The sequence below is a fragment of the Sulfitobacter sediminivivens genome, from assembly GCF_042611115.2.
Classification (GTDB): Bacteria; Pseudomonadota; Alphaproteobacteria; order Rhodobacterales; family Rhodobacteraceae; genus Sulfitobacter; species Sulfitobacter sediminivivens.
The window spans coordinates 42,447-60,018 of sequence record NZ_JBHGAR020000006.1 but is presented as its reverse complement, the minus strand read 5'-3'; the positions used below and the strand labels follow the sequence as shown (position 1 = coordinate 60,018).

15 protein-coding genes are annotated in these 17,572 nt (G+C 56.1%); 6 read left to right on the top strand and 9 right to left on the bottom strand.

The features are described from left to right. Positions 1–161: 161 nt before the first annotated feature. On the bottom strand, positions 162–353 hold the full coding sequence (locus ACEWL3_RS08575; protein ID WP_386181221.1) for a YMGG-like glycine zipper-containing protein: 192 nt from the start codon (positions 351–353) through the stop codon (positions 162–164). Between the two features lie 178 nt (positions 354–531). After that, entirely contained in the window at positions 532–1,845 is a 1,314-nt protein-coding gene (gene glyA / locus ACEWL3_RS08570) for a serine hydroxymethyltransferase (protein WP_386181224.1), read from the bottom strand. 137 nt (positions 1,846–1,982) lie between these two features. On the opposite strand from glyA, the gene ACEWL3_RS08565 reads away from it, so the two are divergent. Together ACEWL3_RS08565 and ACEWL3_RS08560 are read left to right on the top strand one after the other, a co-directional pair. Next, entirely contained in the window at positions 1,983–2,804 is an 822-nt protein-coding gene (locus ACEWL3_RS08565; RefSeq protein ID WP_386181227.1) for an MBL fold metallo-hydrolase, read from the top strand. A 39-nt stretch (positions 2,805–2,843) separates the two neighbouring features. Further along, entirely contained in the window at positions 2,844–4,283 is a 1,440-nt protein-coding gene (locus ACEWL3_RS08560; protein WP_386181230.1) for an FAD-binding oxidoreductase, read from the top strand. Positions 4,284–4,525: 242 nt separating this feature from the next. Here the strand turns inward: ACEWL3_RS08560 and ACEWL3_RS08555 are convergent, their stop codons facing one another. From ACEWL3_RS08555 to ACEWL3_RS08525, 7 genes are all read right to left on the bottom strand, one after another. Then, positions 4,526–6,007, bottom strand: coding sequence for a M81 family metallopeptidase (locus ACEWL3_RS08555; protein WP_386181233.1), 1,482 nt, complete (start codon positions 6,005–6,007; stop codon positions 4,526–4,528). 10 nt (positions 6,008–6,017) lie between these two features. Continuing rightward, on the bottom strand, positions 6,018–6,971 hold the full coding sequence (locus ACEWL3_RS08550) for an ABC transporter ATP-binding protein (protein WP_386181236.1): 954 nt from the start codon (positions 6,969–6,971) through the stop codon (positions 6,018–6,020). Further along, the gene (locus ACEWL3_RS08545) at positions 6,968–7,918 is read right to left on the bottom strand and encodes an ABC transporter ATP-binding protein (protein ID WP_386181239.1); all 951 of its coding nucleotides are present in this window, start codon (positions 7,916–7,918) and stop codon (positions 6,968–6,970) included. The genes ACEWL3_RS08550 and ACEWL3_RS08545 overlap by 4 nt, the downstream gene beginning before the upstream one ends. A 2-nt stretch (positions 7,919–7,920) precedes the next feature. After that, positions 7,921–8,805, bottom strand: a complete 885-nt coding sequence (locus ACEWL3_RS08540; protein ID WP_386181242.1) for an ABC transporter permease — start codon at positions 8,803–8,805, stop codon at positions 7,921–7,923. Next, a complete protein-coding gene (locus ACEWL3_RS08535; protein ID WP_386181245.1) occupies positions 8,802–9,731 on the bottom strand; it encodes an ABC transporter permease in 930 nt (309 codons plus the stop codon). The genes ACEWL3_RS08540 and ACEWL3_RS08535 overlap by 4 nt, the downstream gene beginning before the upstream one ends. Positions 9,732–9,799: 68 nt before the next feature. Beyond that, positions 9,800–11,377, bottom strand: coding sequence for an ABC transporter substrate-binding protein (locus ACEWL3_RS08530; protein WP_386181248.1), 1,578 nt, complete (start codon positions 11,375–11,377; stop codon positions 9,800–9,802). 33 nt (positions 11,378–11,410) lie between these two features. Continuing rightward, entirely contained in the window at positions 11,411–12,307 is an 897-nt protein-coding gene (locus ACEWL3_RS08525) for a MurR/RpiR family transcriptional regulator (protein ID WP_386181251.1), read from the bottom strand. A gap of 151 nt (positions 12,308–12,458) precedes the next feature. Here ACEWL3_RS08525 and ACEWL3_RS08520 point away from each other — a divergent pair, with 151 nt between their 5' ends. The 4 genes from ACEWL3_RS08520 to ACEWL3_RS08505 all read left to right on the top strand — a co-directional run bounded on the left by ACEWL3_RS08520 (position 12,459) and on the right by ACEWL3_RS08505 (position 17,553). Continuing rightward, positions 12,459–13,598: an NAD(P)/FAD-dependent oxidoreductase gene (locus ACEWL3_RS08520; RefSeq protein ID WP_386181254.1), complete on the top strand. Its 1,140-nt coding sequence runs from the start codon at positions 12,459–12,461 to the stop codon at positions 13,596–13,598. Between the two features lie 526 nt (positions 13,599–14,124). Further along, complete coding sequence (locus tag ACEWL3_RS08515) at positions 14,125–15,042, top strand: DMT family transporter (protein ID WP_386181257.1); 918 nt, start codon at positions 14,125–14,127, stop codon at positions 15,040–15,042. Between the two features lie 565 nt (positions 15,043–15,607). Further along, entirely contained in the window at positions 15,608–16,789 is a 1,182-nt protein-coding gene (locus ACEWL3_RS08510; RefSeq protein ID WP_386181260.1) for a pyridoxal-phosphate-dependent aminotransferase family protein, read from the top strand. After that, complete coding sequence (locus tag ACEWL3_RS08505; RefSeq protein WP_386181263.1) at positions 16,786–17,553, top strand: CDP-alcohol phosphatidyltransferase family protein; 768 nt, start codon at positions 16,786–16,788, stop codon at positions 17,551–17,553. Before ACEWL3_RS08510 ends, ACEWL3_RS08505 begins: the two co-directional genes overlap by 4 nt. Positions 17,554–17,572 lie beyond the last annotated feature (19 nt).

Sequence of the window (17,572 nt, the reverse complement as noted above, 5' to 3'; positions counted from 1 at the left end):
ATCGACAGGTGCCAACTGGAAGCTTGATCCAGCTCGACACCGTCGCCCGTGGCAGAGAGTTAACTTCGCTAAGTGGCACGCGCCCATCCGCTGTTGAACTCGCCTTCAAAGAGCTTGCCCTTAATATAGCATCCGACGACCACAGAGGCCGTTACCGCGTTCTAGTTGGTCAAGACGCCAACACCTGCACCAACAACGGCACCTTCGACGCAGCGCCCGTTTGCAAGAACCTCTCCGGCGGCGCAGCCGATTGCACCGCCCACCACCGCACGCTCCAAATCCGAGTTTAATTCGTTACACGCAGAAAGCCCCAAAGTGGAAACAACTGTCGTGACAATGAAAAATCTATGCATGGAAGACTCCTTGGTTTCTGTTGCCTAGGTCGAAATATACAAACACGCATGTCGCTGCACATTGATTAGTATCAATCATCTTATCGCGCGGTCAATTGCACCTTGTGTCCTGCCCTGACAAGGTCGCTGCATCTGTCATGAAGGTCGTTGTTCTTACAGCCGTCCTTGCCCGACCGTATCATCCCACAAAATGCAACATTCCATACCGCCCGCGCAGGCTGCGCACGTCATCTGCCAAGCCCGCCGGGTCGTCTGATCGCAGCGCCCGCGCTACCAGTGCGGCGATTTCCGGCACATCCTTGACGCCCACACCCCAGCGTACCAGTTCCGGTGTCCCGATGCGCAGGCCGTTCATGTCCCCCGGCACCTCATCTATCGGCAGACCGATGCCACAGGCCAGGAACCCCGCTTTGCGCAGCTTTTTTGACGCCGCCTGACCGCCCCCAAACTCCGCAGCCTCAACCGCGAATTGGTGCGATGTGGTAAAACCCTGATCCTTGGCAAAAACCCGCAGTCCCGCCGCATCCAGTTCCCGCGCAAAGGCTCGCGACACTGCGATCATTTCAGCTGCATATTCCGGGCCATAATCGATCCAGTCCAGCATTGTCAGCGCCAGAGCAGCCGATTTTGCCGCGTCAAAGTTCGCTGTCATGCCGGGAAAGGCGATGGCATCAAGCCGTTCGGCCAATGCGGCATCGTTGCTGACAATCAGACCGCCTGCAGGCCCGCCAAGGCTTTTGTAAGTGCTCATTGTCATCATGTGCGCGCCTTCGGCCAGCGGGTTGCGCCACGCGCGCCCTGCAATGATCCCACATTGATGGGCCGCGTCAAAGAGCACCTTTGCCCCCACATCATCTGCAATTTCACGCACCTCAGCCACCGGGTGTTCAAAGAGGTTCAGCGAAGACCCAACCGTGATCAGTTTTGGTTTCACCTGATGCGCCAAAGCGCGCAGCCCTTCGATGTCGAGTGTGTAGCCGTCCGCGTCGATTGGCGCGGGCACAGTATTGAGTCCGTAGAGCCCGGCACATCCCGCCGCGTGATGCGTCACATGGCCGCCAATTGACGCAGGCGGTGCAATGATAGTGTCGCCAGGTTTGCAGGTCGCCATAAACCCATAGAGATTGGCAATCGCCCCCGATGGCACCCGGATTTCGGCAAACTGCGCATCAAATACCCGCGCACAAAGCTCCGCCGCGATCACCTCGATCTCTTCGATCGCTTCCAGCCCCATTTCGTATTTATCGCCGGGATATCCAAGAGAGGGACGGCTGCCAATGCCAGACGCCAAGATCGCCTCGGCGCGTGGTGACATGACATTGGTTGCGGGATTGAGGTTAAAACACTCCTGTTCATGAATATCGCGGTTCTCTTTGGCCAATGCGGCAATGCGGTCGGCAATCTCAGCGCTGCTGGCAGCCGCCGATTGGGTTGCGATGGTGTTCACCCGCGCCTCACAGGCCGCCGGTACCCATTTTCTTGTCGCTAACATTTTGATCACTCCCCTCATTTTTCATCAACATCGCGCGCTTTCGCGTCCCTTGGCAAACCTGATTTCCCCCTGCGTGTAGAAATTTGGTCGCAATATGCCATCGATGCTCTAGGATGAATGCCAAAGGGGAGGATGCTGTGATTTTCCGTTTTTCTTTTTTACTGATGCTCTGTTTGCCGGCATTTGCTGAGGCACAGGCCCGAACGCCAAGTCACTGTGTGGCTTTGGCCAATGCGGCACCCGAATTGGAATATGTCACCCTTGCAACATTACCTGAGGTGACGGCTGAAACGGTATACCTCCATTATATCGCCCATGCGTCGTTTTTGATCCGCACCCACGGTGCGCTCAACATTGTCACAGACTACACAGGATTTACCGGAACGCTGCCGTTTGTCCCGGATGTGATCACCATGAACCATGCCCATGACAGCCATTGGACCAACTTTGTGGATCCCGATATTCCCCATCCGCTGAAAGGGTGGGGGCCATTCGGGGAAGGCATTGATCACAAGCTGGAATTGGACGAGGTGCTGATCCGCAATGTCTCGACCGACATCCGGTCGCCTTATGGCGGAGTCGAACCGAAAGGAAATTCGATATTTGTTTTTGAAATGGCGGGCCTGTGCATCGGCCATCTGGGCCATTTGCATCATGAACCAGATGCGGGGCAATACGCCGCTTTGGGGCGGGTGGACGTTGTGATGGCCCCAGTGGATGGCGGTTATACCCTTGATCAGCCAACAATGATTGCAATTCTCAAACGGTTGAAGTCGTCAATTGTCATTCCCATGCATTGGTTTTCCGAAGCCGCGCTGCGGGATTTCCTGCGCGGCATGGCGGATGAGTTTTCAATCGTTGAGGTGGGCGGCCCATCGTTAACTGTGGCGATGGACAAGCTGCCGTCACGGCCCACCATCATGGTGCTGCGCCCGGCCTATATCAACGTTGCGCGATAGGGACTTGCATCTGAGCGTCCCAGGCCTGATCAAGTTTGCATGACATTGAATCCTGCTGATACGGCATTTGAAACCCGCCTGCGTGCTGATCTGCCGGACGCTGTGTTTCGCCCCGCCGATGACCGCTATCTCGAAGAACCGCGCGGTCGTTATGCCGGTCAGGCGGCGCTTTTGGCGCTGCCGCGCAATGTCCAAGAGGTCGCGATCCTGATCCGTCACGCCAATGCGGCGCGTGTTGGCGTGGTGCCCTATGGCGGCGGTACAGGTCTGGTCGGGGGACAGGTCTTACCCGATGGGCCCGCGCCGATGATCCTGTCACTTGAACGGTTGAACAAGGTGCGCGCGATCTACCCGGACGAGAATGTCCTGGTGGCTGAGGCCGGGGTGATTCTGGCCGATGTACAAACCGCCGCGCAGGATGTGGACCGCCTTTTTCCCCTGTCACTCGCCGCCGAAGGCTCGGCGCGGATCGGTGGCAATCTGGCCACCAACGCGGGCGGCACCGGTGTGCTGCGCTATGGCAATGCCCGCGATCTGTGTCTGGGGCTTGAGGCGGTTTTGCCCGATGGCCAAATCTGGCAGGGGCTGACACGCTTGCGGAAAAACAACACCGGCTATGACCTTCGGCACTTGTTGATCGGGGCAGAGGGGACATTGGGTGTGATCACCGCGGCCGCACTGAAGCTCTTTGCGCAACCCGCGCGGTCTGGCACCGCCCTGTTGGCCGTCCAAAGCCCTGCCGCCGCCCTTCAACTGCTGTCCATGGCGCGGGTGCAACTGGGTGAAATGGTCAGCGCGTTTGAATTGATCCACCGCCAGGGCTTTGATTTTCTGACTGAAGTTCTGCCCGACGTGCGCCAACCGTTTGCGTCGTCACCGGAATGGTCGGTGTTGATTGAACTGGGCCTGAGCGGCGGTATCGATCCTGCTGGGGCGCTCGAAACGCTATTTGCGACCGCAATGAACGCGGGTCTTGTGACGGACGGTCTGATCGCCCAGAACCAGCAGCAAACGGCCGATTTCTGGCGCATCCGCGAAATGATCCCAGAGGCAAACCGTCTCATTGGATCGGTATCAAGCCATGACATTTCGGTACCTTTGGGCGCGATCCCTGACTTCATCGCCCAAGCAGAGAGCAAGATTGCCGCACTGGGCGATTTCCGTATCAACTGCTTTGGCCATGTGGGCGACGGCAACCTGCATTACAATGTCTTTCCGGTGCCCGGAAAAACCCGCACTGATTACGAACACCTGCGCGATGGTATCAAACGGGCGGTGCATGATCTGGTGCATGAAATGGGCGGGTCAATCAGTGCCGAACACGGGATCGGAAGGCTTAAGGTTGGTGATCTGGAACGCTATGGCAATCCTGCGAAACTGTCAGCGATGCGGGCGATAAAGGCAGCAGTTGATCCCAATGGGATTATGAACCCGGGGGCGGTGTTGCGAGAAATTGGCTGTCATGAAATGGAGTGCTGAAGTTTGAAGGAAAGTCCGCTGTGCGGACAAAACGGCCATTTGCAGCCACTGCCGATACCGTAAGTCATCAAACGTTCTCGCGGCTGTGGTAAGAGTCTTCGGGCCACCAGGGCATACTTGCATACCGACCATAATCGCATTTTCCAGTTGCGAAATGATTGAAGATCAAATCAGAGAATGGCGGAGCCTCAGTCGGACCGGTGGAGAACAGGACTACCGAACACTTGTCACGCAGAAATCGTTTACGGCATGCGATCAAGCGGGTGGATCGGACGCGGGACATGATGATAGTCGAGCGCGGCATAATTGACAGTGCAAAGGGCACCGCTGTCACAGACCTCAATCCGCCCGGCGATCTGCGTGAAAGCTGCCCTGAAATGCTGCATCGACTTCAGCGCAACAACGCGTTTCTCGCTTGGGTATATGCCGAAAGTCTCAAATTGGCGCAAGTCGAGGATTTGCTGGGCGACAGTGGTGACAAGGATATCAATACCCTGAACCCGCAAGACCGCAGTGGCCCCGAAACTGCGCCGCTGGCCGCCAAGAATCGGCCCGCTTCCGACGAATTCGCCGTCGCCGCGCCACAAGATCGTTCCCGTAACCTCAATTGGCGCGCCGCCAAACTCGGGTGCTGTTTTACCTCCCAAGAACAGGGTAACAGTTTCTCCGACATCTTTTGACTGAAGTGACAATGCGGCTTGAGGATCAATCATTGGTCCGAAGCAGGCATTTTCGATATCGACAGCCAACAAAGCTGACAACAGCGCGGTGGAATCTCCGTAGGCACCTGCACCAGGGTTATCGGCATAATCTGCGATCACTATAGGTCCAGCACCTGCTTTCCAAGCTACCGCCAGCGCTGCGGCCTCATCAACGCTCAAATAGTGGTTCAGGGCGTCATCGCGCTTGTTCCAGATATCATCCGCAATTTCTTCGGCTATCGATTGCGCTCCGGCAAGGCCAACTTCGCAAGTGATTAAAACAGTTGGACCAACCTCAGCGATATCCGCGCAGGGAAATGCCCCATTTATGCTGATAGCGTAGATACCCTTGCGGGCTTCAAACGCGCGCGCCATTGCGTGACGGTCAATCATCGGGCCGATATCCGTGCGCCCGCCGTTCGCTTCCTCAAGCATGGGGCGATGGGCGCGCAGGGTCACAGGGTTTATTTCACGCGTTGCTGCGCGATGCAGTAATTCTGCCGTGCGCTGAGCGGTCGCGCGCATATCTACATGCGGATAGGTTGTGAAAGATACCAATATTTGCGCGAGGTCACACATTGCCGCGCTGACATTTGCGTGTGGATCCAGCGTGGCCGCAATCGGAACCTCGGGCCCGACGACTGCACGTAGACGGCGCAGGATTTCTGCTTCCCCGTCATCGTGCAATGCTGTGACCATGGCACCGTGCAGAATCAAGAAAATCCCATCCCACACCCCTGAGGCTGCGGCGTCCAGAAGTGGAGCACACAGGTGGTCTAGCGCCGCATCTGTGACGCGCCCGCCGGGACCGGCAGCGGCACTGATCGTGTGCGTCACCTTCCAGTCATAGCGTCGCGCAACATCAAGGAACCCGGCCAGTTCGGTGTTATTATCGCCGCGCGCTGCCATTGCGGTGGGACCGTCCAGTAGGTACCGATCCTGAAAGTCCTGAATGTCGGTTGGGTAAATGTTAAATGTGTTGGTTTCGTGCGAAATTTCGGCTGACAGAATACGGAGGGTCACGTGTTTGTCCTTATAAAGGGTTATGGCAGGCCACTGCATGGCCACCGCGTGCTGAAAGGACTGGTGTTTCAGTCTTACAGATGGCGGTCGTATGCGGGCAGCGGTCAGCAAAGGCGCAACCGGGCGGCAAATCAAACGGGCTCGGAACCTCGCCTTCCAATGGTGCGATGACGCGACGCTGCTTGGGGTCGGGCGCAAAGGTGCTGTCCATCAACGTCTTGGTGTAAGGGTGACGCGCCGGTCGGTCCGTATCGGGCAAGGCTTCGACAACGCGGCCCAGATACATCACCAAAATCTCGTCGCAGAAATACCGCACAAGACTGAGGTCATGGCTGATGAACAAATAGGTCAACCCCAGATCGTCGCGCAGTTTTTCCAGCAGGCTGATGATCTGCGCTTGCACCGATACATCCAGCGATGCGGTCGGTTCATCCAAAACCAGCAGCGAGGGGCGAAGTGCTAAGGCGCGTGCAATCCCAACGCGTTGTTTTTGACCGCCAGAAATCTGGTGCGGAAAACTCCCTGCGAGGCCTGCATTCAGCCCGACCATCTCAAGCAATTCCGCGACAACTTGTTCACGCGTTCCGTCATGTCTACGCTTTTGGACATCAAACGATTCCATCACGGCGCGCGCAACGTTGTAACGCGGGTCTATTGCCGAATACGGGTCTTGAAACACCATTTGCATGTCGGCGCGTAGACGGCGCATTTCGGAAGCCGATTTTGCCAAAAGGTCATCACCGTCAAACCGCAACCCCCCTGAACTCGGCTCGATCAGTCGCAGAATGAGACGCGCCAAAGTGGACTTGCCGCAGCCGCTTTCACCGACAACACCAATCACGCGCCCCTTGGGCAAATCGAACGACACGTCGTTCACCGCATGCATGGCGCGCGCCTTGCTGAACGGTCCACCGGGGCTTGTGAAAATTTTGGACAGGTTGCGCACTTCAAGAAGATTGCTCATGTGGGTCCCCCCGCAAAGTGGCAGGCGGCAGCGCTGCCATCGTGGGCGACAAAGGCAGGCCGATCTGTTGTGCAAATGTGCTTTGCCAGCCCGCATCGTGGATGAAACGGACACCCTTTGGGGTAATTCAGAACGGTGGGAACAGTGCCCGGAATTCCAGTCAGTTGCTGGTTGTCGCCAAGCCCCTTGGGAATACAATCAATCAAGGCCTGCGTATAGGGGTGCTGCGGCGCATCGAAAATGGCGGTCACTGGCCCGTGTTCGATCACGCGACCAGCATACATCACAACGACCTTGTCACAGGTCTGCGCAACAACGCTCATGTCGTGGGTGATCAGCACCAAAGCGAGATCGCGTTCCTTAACCAGATCATCAAGCAGTCGGATTATTTGCGCCTGCACAGTCACGTCCAGCGCCGTGGTCGGCTCATCGGCGACCAGAACGTCAGGGTCAGCAGCCAAAGCCATGGCGATCACGATCCGCTGTTTCATACCGCCCGACATCTGATGCGGATAGCGGTCACAGATCAGTACCGGTTCGGGAATGCGCAATGTGCCAAGGATTTCGACAGTGCGCGCGCGGGCCTGCGTGCGCGTCATGCCCAAATGTAGAACGGCAACGGCATCAACCTGCGGCCCAATCTTTTGGAGCGGGTCAAGCGACGTCATCGGGTTTTGGGTAATCAGGCCAATGCGCCCACCACGCAGCTTGCGATACGTGGGCTCCGTCAGCTTGGTCAGTTCCTGACCATCGAACATGATGGATCCCGCAGTAATCCGCCCGCCTGACAAAGGCAGCAGGCCCATCACGCTCATCGCGGTGAGGGATTTGCCAGAACCGCTTTCGCCCACAATGCCCAGCGTCTCGCCCTTGGCGAGTGAAAAACTGACGCCCGACAAAGGGGCGACTGGTCCGAAAGCCACTTCAAGATCGCGTACTTCCAGCATGCTCAAGCTCCCCTGATCCGGTCACGGATATCAAGTGCGCGTATCAATTCATCGCCGAACAGGTTTATGGCAACGACCGTGATTGCGACGACCACGCCGGGAAAGATAATGACCCAAGGTGACAGAAACAGTTGCGCTGTGCCGCTAGACATCATCGCACCCCAGCTTGGGGTTGGTGGTTGTGCACCTAGGCCAAAAAAGCCGAGCGTCGCTTCAAGCACGATACCATCGCCGATGGCCAGCATGCCAACGACGATGACAGGTGCGATGGCGTTTGGCAGCAGATGCTTGAGCAAGATATGGTGCGGTTTAGCACCAAGATTGATAGTCGCCTCAATGAACGTCTCACGCTTGAGCCGGACAATCTGCGCGCGGGTCAGTCGCGTGAACTGCGCCAGATAAGCTATGGCGATGGCGAAGGTGGTTGATGTCAGGCCGGGGCCGATGATGGCAACAAAGATCAAGGCAATCAGGATATCGGGGAAAGACCACGTAAGATCGACCACAGTCATCACCGCGCGTTCGAAGAACCCGCCAAAATATCCGGCAGCGGCCCCCAATGTCATGCCAGCCGTTATTGAAATGGCAATCGCCGTGGCGCTTACCGATAGCGATGTGCGCGCGCCATATATTACGCGGCTAAGCACATCGCGGCCAAATTGATCTGTGCCCAGCAGGTGTGGCCAGCTTGGCGGGGCGTTCCCATTCGTCAAATCCTGAGCTGCGTAATCAAACGGCGTGATCCAGGGCGCAAAGATCGCCGTGAAAACCAGAAGAACCAGAAAGCCGCCCGCGATCTTGCCCAGCCACGACCCAAAGGCGCGGCCGACGGAAGTGTTACCGAAACCGGCCATCATACGGGCCGCAGTGCCTGTCATACTTGTCATTTTTTCGCCTCTCGGATGCGGGGGTCCATCGCAGCCTGCGCCACATCACCGATCAGCGTTCCCAGCATGACGGCAAGGGCGAGCATCAGCAAACACCCCTGAACTACAGGATAATCTCTCTGCCCCAAGGCGCGGATCAGCAACGATCCAAGCCCGGGACGGCCAAATACAAATTCAACGGTGACAGCACCGCCCAAGATCCATCCGATCCGCAGGGCCAGAATGGTCACAACGGGCAGCATCGCGTGCGGCATCAAATGTTGGAACAGAATGGTCCGCGACGATAGCCCTTTGGCGTGAAGTAACGTTACGAAATCCTCACGGCGCACATCTAATAGGGCCACACGCGTTACTCGGGCAACAAGGGCGACACCACCAAAGCCGATGGTCAGAACCGGTAGGACCAATGATTCCCACCCGCGCGCGCCTGAAACCGGGAACCACTGCAATTGCACGGCAAAGAACAGGATCATCAGCAGCGCGAGCCAGAACCCCGGTACGGTTGAACCCAGCAAGATAAACCCACGCACGAACTGTTCGACAATCGCCGACCGCGTCGTGGCGGAAATCGTACCGAGGATAATGCCGACGACGCTGGAAAATAGAAAGGCGAGCGCACCAAGGCGCAGGCTATACGGCAGGTTTTGCCCGATCAAATCGGCGACGGGGCGGCGCAGCACGATAGCCTCGCCAAAGTCGCCTTGAAACATGGCACCGATCCAGCGGAAATATTGGATAAAGAGTGGCTGATCCAGCCCGTATTTGACGACCAGCGCGGCGCGGTCTTCGGGGGATGATCCCACGCGGATCAAGTTGTCTATCGGATCACCGGGCAGCAAGTGAACGATCATAAAGATCACCACCGAGATCGAGATCGATACCGGGATCAGCATCAATGCACGAAAGAAAGTGTATCGCAGCAGCATGTCAAACGTCTCCGGTTGCGCGGTGGTTGCCCACCCCTGTCATAGGGATGGGCCGTGTCGCTGGACGTTTATTCGACGACTGTCATGTCCTGCACCGTTTGCGAACGGAACCGCGTCCCGCGCACTGGATCAGGTACATTCACACGGTCTGAATTGTAGGCGATGTTTTTGGTCGGCTGATAAATCGGCACAAACAGATGCTGTGACAGGACATACTCGTGGTACGCCTTGAAATTAGCGATCCGCTGGTCCGAATTAAGGCTCTCTTTCATCGCGACGTCATTCAGGCGCTGGCCCTCAACGTCACTCCACATGGACACGTTAGGATAGCCCAGACGTTCACCCGAAAAGAACCAATCCAGAATGTCGGAGTTGTTCCAGTCATACCCACGCACAGCAAGCTGGTGACGGTTTTCCTTGTACTCGTCACGGATGGTCGAGCTGTCGAAGACAGTGATCAAGGCTTCCATCCCGATCTCGGCCAATTGCGCCTGCACCACTTGGGTCAGCGATGTGAATTCGGTGCCGTTTTGCGTGAACAGTTTCACTGAAAGCGGCTCTCCGTCTTTCATGCGCACGCCACCGTCGCCCATCATCCAGCCCGCTTCATCCAAAAGCGCATTTGCGCGATCAGGATCGTAGTTTACGTTCAGTTCGGGATCAACTTGCGCTTCGGGCAAAGACGAAATCAAGAAGTTATGCGCAGGCGCGCCGACGCCGTTATAGATTGACGCAACGATTGCTTCTTGGTTGATCGCAAGACCTGTCGCTTCGCGAACAAGAATATCGTCGAAGGGGGGCACGGTCACGTTGATCGGCATGTAGTTGATGCCAGTACCGGGCATCTGAATGACTGCCACGTTGGATTCAGCCTTGAGAATTTCAAGAAAATCAGTTGGTACGCCCAACAAGAGGTCAATGCCGCCTGTCTTCAATTCAAGAAACGCAGTCGATTGATCGGGGACTTCGCGGAACGTAATCTGCCCAATATGTGCAGCGCCTTGATTTTCCGAGAGGTCAGATGCCCAAGCGTAATCGTCGTTGCGCGTCAGGACAGTTTCAAGACCGATTGCAAAGCTATCGAGCATGAAAGGCCCGGTGCCAATCGCGCCGGTCACACCAAAGTCATCACCCAACTCGTCGAACGCTGCTTGTCCCGGGACTCCCATAAAAGTGGAGGACAGGTTGTAAAGAAAGTTCGGCTCGGGGCGCGACATCACGAACTTTACAGTGAGATCGTCAATCACTTCGACAGATGCGACAGCACCGACTAGATAGGCATTCTCGGTTTCCGCAAAATCAGGAATCCAGTCCGCGACAGATTGCGCGTTGAATGCGGTCCCGTCATGGAATGTCACACCGTCCTTAAGCTTGAAGGTCCATGACATGCCATCAGCGGCTTCTTCCCACGATGTTGCCAAATGGGGGTGATAGGACTGATCCGCGTCCTGTTCGACCAAACGGTCATAGATCAGCGATGCCGCCGAATTCAGGTTGCTTGACGTCACCGGGTTATACGAAGTGGACCCCAGTTCATCCGCAGAAAAGGCAATGGTAATATCTTGCGCCATTGTGGCGTTGGCAAAGAAACTGGCTGCGATAAGCGCCGTCCCTGAAAGTAGTTTCGTCTTGGTCGCATAGCGCATTGGTTTCGTCCTTATATGTGAAAATGTATCGTTTCAGCTTCGTTTCTTAGTCTCCGTCTTGCGATTGGGCGCACTGCCAACATGACCTGTAAATTGGCCATACAGCGCTGCAATCCGGTTCATCCGGTCCTCGACGTCTGGACCCAGTTCCATAAACACACCGCCCACAAGCAAATTGGCGAGGCTGGCCATCTGGGCCGTGGATTCCCAAAACAAGTTGAATTCTGTCGGGACCACAAACATCTCGGTGGCAACGTCGCGGCCCCAATCGCAATAGGGGTCCGTGATCAACGTTACGGGAATTCCTGCCGCCTCCGCCGCTACTGCCAAATCACGCGCCAGACGCGAATAGCGCCGCGCCTCAAATATCACGAGGGCCGCGTCCGTATTGTCGCGCGCCAGAACTTGCGCAAAATTCCCACCCGCAAGGTCAAGCAATTCAACACCGTCGCGCAGGTATTGCAGTTGGTTAACGAACACCTGAGCCATGCCACGTTCCGTCTGGAACCCCGTTGCGAATACCGTCCCGACCGTCGCCAGCCGTTTCACAACGGCGGCCCATTCATCGGACTGCGCCAGTTCATACACGGCGACCAACGCCGCCATCTCTAGTTCCATCCCGCGCACCAGTTGGTCTTCACCCGCGCGGTTTCGCGCTTGTAATTCCCGCAATCGGTCCCCGATAAGCCACGGTTGATCGCCCATGTCCTGACGCAAATGCGCCTTCAGGTCTTTGAAACTGCTGTATCCTAACGTACGGCAAAACCGCCCCACAGTCGGCTCGCTTACCGCGACTTTTTCCGCAAGGCTGGCCGCCGTCTCGAACGGGATCGTTGCAAGCTGCGCCAACATGTAACCGGCCAACGCACGGTCGGCTTTGGATGCAGATTGGCTTGCCTCTGTCAGGCGCGTTCGCAATGGATCTGACACGAGCCCCTCCCAGCTGCTGTTAGGGAATGATGTAAGAAAACTTTCATCCTGTCAAATTTTTATTGTGAACTTGCAAATTCGGCCAGTTCTGCGTTGTGTGTCAGGGACAAACCGCGCATCATGCGTGGCAAAACACAAAAGGCGTCACACGATGGTTTATGATTTTATCGTGATGGGTGCCGGAATGGCGGGCGCGTCCGCTGCCTATGAACTTTCGCAAAACGCCACCGTCTTGGTGATCGAAGCAGAAAGACAGCCCGGCTATCACAGCAGCGGGCGATCAGCAGCGTTGTTCACCCGCAACTACGGAACTGCGCTTGTTCGCAAAATCAATGCGTTAAGCGAACCGTTCTTCAAAAGCCCGTTCGAAGACTTCGTTGAAGGCCCATTGCTGCGCCCAAGAGGGGCGCTGGCGGTCGCAGGGCCCGGCCACGAGGGCAAGCTTGATGCCGTCCTTGCAGCAGCCACACCCGAAGATCCGGTTTTTGAGATTACGCCAGCCGAGGCGCTCAAGATGATCCCGTTCTTGCGTGCCGAAAACGTCACCCGCGCGGCGTTCGAACCCGGTGTCACAGACATTGAAGTTGCAACATTGCTGGGTGCCTATCTGAAAGGCTTTAAGCGGCGTGGAGGTCAGATCAAGACAGGAGAACCCGTCACCGCCCTCACTCAATCCTCAGGAACCTGGGAGGTCACGACATCGAAAGAAACCTATCGCGCCAAGAAGATCATCAACGCATGTGGCGCATGGGCCGATGAAATCGGGGAGCTGGCAGGTGCTGCGCGGATCGGACTGGTCGCCAAGCGACGCACCGCGATCATCGTAGAGGCAACGCCCGGTTATGACGTCAGTGCGTTGCCTTGTGTCGATTTCGCGGCAAATGATGCCTACATCAAGCCTGACGCTGGCAAGCTGATGGTGTCCCCTGGCGATGCTACCCCGACACCGCCGCAAGATGTGCAACCTGACGAAATGGATGTGGCGGTGCTGGCTGACTGGTTAGAACGAGAAACACTGATTCCTGTACGACGTATCGCGCACAGCTGGGCGGGCCTACGTTCGTTCGTATCTGACGAAAGCCCTGTTGTCGGTCTTGACCCTTTGGTGCCCGGATTCATCTGGCACGCCGGACAAGGCGGTTATGGCATCATGATGGCACCAGCCCTTGCGCGGGCCGTCGCGTCGCTCGCTCAGGACAACAAATTGCCAACAGATTTTAGCGCGATAACAATAACTGCCGATGACATCGGACCTGCGAGGCTGGCAATCAAAATCCACGAGAGGAATTGAGCAAGATTCGCGACATGAAATACTTTTCGTGAAGGTCAGGAAGGGCAACGACGGACACCCTTTGTAATGATCGGTGCGCTACGAGCCCCAAGTTTTGGCCACCGTGGACTTTGCAGATCTCTTTTTCAGAGAGCGTACGAAGGTCAGTTGTGGGCTCGTTCCTGCCGTTGGCTGCACTCAGCATCAAAGTCGGTTATGCGGGACCAAGTTAGCATTCGCTGCGCATGTTCCAAGGGCAGCTTTGGTGCGCTTTGCTGACCTTCACCTTGGATTGCACACGAGTAGCACAGCTCCAGAGGCTACGACCTTGATTCAGAAAGACACTCTGCCCACTCCTCCATCGGTTGCCTACCACTAAACCCTTAGGCATGTTTGTACTTGTCCGTAGTGGCGTTAGCCGCAAATGCTTGGTCTGAGGCCATTCCCTGGCATCTATGTGCCACGAACAGTTTCGGTGTCGCAAACGGAAGGCTAATGCGACAGCCATATCGCTAGCAATGAGACAGAAAAGTCTTACGGAGCACAAATGACTGTCATGAGCCAGCCGTCAAACAGCACGGACGGGCATCGGTTTGGTGTCCTGTTTGTCTTTGCCGCTGGCGTGCTTTGGTCGACCGTCGGGCTTGGAATACGGCTGATCGAAGACGCGGTTGTGTGGCAGATATTGCTTTATCGTTCGGTCAGCCTGTCACTTCTACTTTACGTGTTCATTCGCATGCGGTCCGGAGAAAGCCCCTTTGCCCAGATACGCCGCACCGGGTTTCCAGCAGTGATTGCGGGGCTGTCCCTGGTTGCTGCCTATTCAGGCGGGATATATGCGATCCAGTCGACATCCGTGGCAAACGCCATGCTTTTGTTTGCAACAGCACCCTTCATGGCGGCAGTTCTGGGGTGGATCGTCTTGCGCGAACCTGTACGCCCTGCCACCTGGGTGGCCATCGCCTTTGCCATTGCCGGTATCGCGATCATGGTCGCAGATAAATCCGGTGGCGTTGCCGTGGAGGGCAGCCTGGCGGCTTTAGGGTCCGCCTTTGGATTTGCGGTCTTCACTGTAGCGCTGCGGTGGGGGAAATCGGATGAAATGCTGCCGTCGGTGTTTCTGTCCGGATTATTCGGCATCATCGTGACGTCCGGCATATGTCTGTATTTGGAATTGTCCCTTGTGCTTTCGGTCCGGGATGGCGGAATTGCAATGGGCATGGGAGTGTTTCAGGTCGGCGCAGGATTGATCCTGTATACTCTGGGGTCTCGCAGCCTTCCTGCTGCGGAACTTGCGCTGTTATCACTGGCTGAGGTTCTGCTTGGCCCGTTATGGGTCTGGTTGTTTATCGGCGAAACGGCCACGCTGAACACTTTGACAGGAGGCGCAGTTTTGCTTGCGGCCATTGCTGGAAACGCTCTGTCAGGCAAGCGACGCAAGCCGCCGCCGATCCGGTCACCTTAGGGGGATTGGGGGCAACCTATTTCTGATGGAACTGCCGTGGGTGGGTACGGTGCATGTGTGATCCGATCCACCTGCGCATGATGAGTGTTGCACTTGGGGTTCCGATATATGTGTTGCTATCGTGCGGCTTTAGCCCTAGGGCTTTATTTCTTGGAGCGCTAACACGCCGTGCGACAGTATTTTTTCGGCCAATCTTGATCGCCCACCTTACCTTCCTGCGTTGACCCAAGCATTTGCATTAGGGCGACGCTGGTCAGATGACGATCAATTGGCCGCATAGCTAACGACCATTTCCGTTCGACCCTACGATACCGTTGCCAAGATGCTGCCAAGCAGCATCTGAAGCGCTCCTAATCCGCTCACATTGGCAGGGTCAGGTATTCCATAGTTTTTCCATACCCGTCCAATTTTCGGACGACACAACAACGGCCCCTAATTGGGCTGTGTTTTCGAACTCGATTTATGCCCTCTCGACGTCTCTGCGTGGTTCGCGCTCAGGGGCAAATCATGGGCGTACCGGCGTTAGAACCAAGGGGTTGCAGCGTCGTTGGAGCATGACCTGAATTTGGACAAACATCTTCTTTTCACCCCCGGCCCTGTGAATGTGGCCGAGAGCCTGCGTACTGCGATTTGCAAAGAGGATATCTGCCATCGGGAAACGGAATTTGATGCCCTGCTTGCGGGTATTGAGCACAAAATACTCTCCCTTTTTCAGATAAGAAAAAGAGAACGCTACCGAGCGGTAGTGATCACCGGCTCCGGGACGGCGGCGAATGAGGCGGTACTGTCCTCAGTTGTAGGAGATGGTGCTGTTCTGATCCTGTCGAACGGAGAGTTTGGCGGGCGGCTGCACAAGACATCGGTGATCCACAACAAGAAGACCCATCTGATCGAAATGCCCTGGGGCATCGCCTTCGACCTACCGCAGATCGCAGCTTACCTTGCGACACACAAGATCGATGTGGTGGCCATGGTTCACCACGAGACGTGTTCTGGCATGCTGAATCCGCTGGCCCAGATTGGAGCCCTGGTAAAAACCAGCGGCGCACTCTTTGTAGTGGATGGGGTTAGCTCGGTTGGTGCGGAGGTGATCGACATGGAGGCGTGCAACATCGCGTTTGTGTCCAGTTCCAGTTCCAAGGCCTTGGGTTCATATCCGGGGCTGTCTTTTGTCGTGGGTCGCAAGAAACAGTTCAAACGTCTCAAACACCACGCAGCCAAGACCACTTACCTGAACCTCGCAACGTTCTACGCATTCCTCAAGACCCACAGTCAGACGCCAAACACACCCGCCGTACCGTTGTTTTTTGCACTGGATCAAGCGCTAACGGACATTCTGCGCGAGGGCGTCCTAAAGCGCTATGCCCGCATCAAGGCGCGGGCTGATCTGCTGCGGAACGGCATGCGCAGGCTCAACCTCGACTTCCTGGTCGATGAGGCGGACATGTGTTCGGTTCTGACTACGGTGCAGGTTCCGGCATCAGTATCAGTGCATGATCTGCGTGCGCGTCTACGTGATAATTCCATCATCATCTATGAAGGAAAGGGATGCTTTGCAGGTAAGGTTTTTCAGGTCGGTAATATCGGGGAGCTCTCGGATGACGACATACGGTACTTCCTGTCCACCCTTAAGGACGTGTTGCTGACGCTTCAGGCAGATGCGGCAGACCTTGTAACTCCTGTCAGGCCAAAGCAAAAGCCCCCCGCCGTGTTGCCTGTGCCCGCAGATTTGCGGGTGGTGTCATGAACGATAAGCTGAAACGCCTTTGGGCGACCAAGACCCGCGATGACGAATGGTGGTCGTCCTTTGTCACTGCACCGCTGGCTATCGTTGCCAACTATGGCGCTGTCGACATTCCTTGGATTACACCCAATCGACTCACAGCGGCTTCGTTCCTTGTGGCTATCGTGGCAACCTTTGCAATTCTGATCGGAGGGACTGCGTGTTTCATCGCGGCGGCAATCCTGATCCATATCAGCCATATCCTGGATTGCATGGACGGTCAGTTGGCGCGCTATAGAAAGGTTTCGTCACCCGTCGGCAGTTATTACGACCGTATCACCGATCAAGTGCAGGTCACGTTATGGTTCGGGGCGGCAGGCTTTGCTGCATTTGCGCAGACGAACAGCGTCATGCCGATTTTTCTGTCGCTACTCGGTATCGCGTTCTATGGATTGCGCGGCTACGCCAAATACGTGGCGTTAGAGATCGAAACGGGACGCAACCCGGATTATCCTGCTCAGATCGCGGAAATGAAACAGGTACAGATCACCGCAGGTCTGGGATTTGGTCTGAAGGCAAATCTAGCATGTTTCGGGCGTGAACAAAGCAAGGTGCTCGCCTTCGATGAAGGCGTCTTCATCTTCATGCTCTCTGCGGCACTCATCTTTGACCAACTCATACCTATGCTTTGGGTATTTGCGTCAAGCCAAGTGTTCTGGGGCCTCTACAAATCGTGGCTGCGCGGAAAAAACATCGACGAAAATCTGAAGGCTCCAACGCAAAAATAGCCTGCTCCAATACGGCTCA

Excerpts from the sequence above, each read along its gene's own strand:
- ACEWL3_RS08535 (WP_386181245.1), bottom strand. The coding sequence starts at position 9,731 with ATGCTGCTGCGATACACTTTCTTTCGTGCATTGATGCTGATCCCGGTA.
- ACEWL3_RS08545 (WP_386181239.1), bottom strand. The coding sequence starts at position 7,918 with ATGCTGGAAGTACGCGATCTTGAAGTGGCTTTCGGACCAGTCGCCCCT.
- ACEWL3_RS08575 (WP_386181221.1), bottom strand. The coding sequence starts at position 353 with ATGCATAGATTTTTCATTGTCACGACAGTTGTTTCCACTTTGGGGCTT.
- ACEWL3_RS08540 (WP_386181242.1), bottom strand. The coding sequence starts at position 8,805 with ATGACAAGTATGACAGGCACTGCGGCCCGTATGATGGCCGGTTTCGGT.
- ACEWL3_RS08550 (WP_386181236.1), bottom strand. The coding sequence starts at position 6,971 with ATGAGCAATCTTCTTGAAGTGCGCAACCTGTCCAAAATTTTCACAAGC.
- ACEWL3_RS08505 (WP_386181263.1), top strand. The coding sequence starts at position 16,786 with ATGAACGATAAGCTGAAACGCCTTTGGGCGACCAAGACCCGCGATGAC.
- ACEWL3_RS08530 (WP_386181248.1), bottom strand. The coding sequence starts at position 11,377 with ATGCGCTATGCGACCAAGACGAAACTACTTTCAGGGACGGCGCTTATC.
- glyA (WP_386181224.1), bottom strand. The coding sequence starts at position 1,845 with ATGTTAGCGACAAGAAAATGGGTACCGGCGGCCTGTGAGGCGCGGGTG.
- ACEWL3_RS08560 (WP_386181230.1), top strand. The coding sequence starts at position 2,844 with ATGACATTGAATCCTGCTGATACGGCATTTGAAACCCGCCTGCGTGCT.
- ACEWL3_RS08515 (WP_386181257.1), top strand. The coding sequence starts at position 14,125 with ATGACTGTCATGAGCCAGCCGTCAAACAGCACGGACGGGCATCGGTTT.
- ACEWL3_RS08520 (WP_386181254.1), top strand. The coding sequence starts at position 12,459 with ATGGTTTATGATTTTATCGTGATGGGTGCCGGAATGGCGGGCGCGTCC.